Here is a 225-nt window from a genome sequence, read left to right as displayed (position 1 = left end):
CGGTCGGTGTCCGGGCATGCACGTCGTGGATTTTTCGCCGGGCGTGCGCCATGCAGGCTGCTTCGGTTATGCGGCCATCTTCGTACAACGCATTATAGCCACCGTACGCATCCGCCTGCAGGATACCACTGTATCCCGCAAGGTGCTGTTGTGGATGAACACCTTTCCTGTCCGGCGAGTACGCGAACCACACCGCCGGTGGCAGCTGCGACCCCGCGTTACGGT

Annotated in this window: 1 protein-coding gene; it reads right to left on the bottom strand. The window is 61.8% G+C overall.

Features of this window, described 5'->3' with window-relative positions:
- Positions 1-225: IS66 family transposase (locus F7Q90_RS26475; RefSeq protein ID WP_151161261.1), on the bottom strand; the 225-nt coding region annotated here is incomplete at both ends.

This window comes from Pantoea stewartii subsp. stewartii (assembly GCF_008801695.1).
Lineage (GTDB): Bacteria > Pseudomonadota > Gammaproteobacteria > Enterobacterales > Enterobacteriaceae > Pantoea > Pantoea stewartii.
Note: the sequence above shows the minus strand (reverse complement) of the source record. Positions and strands in the feature narration are given on the sequence as shown.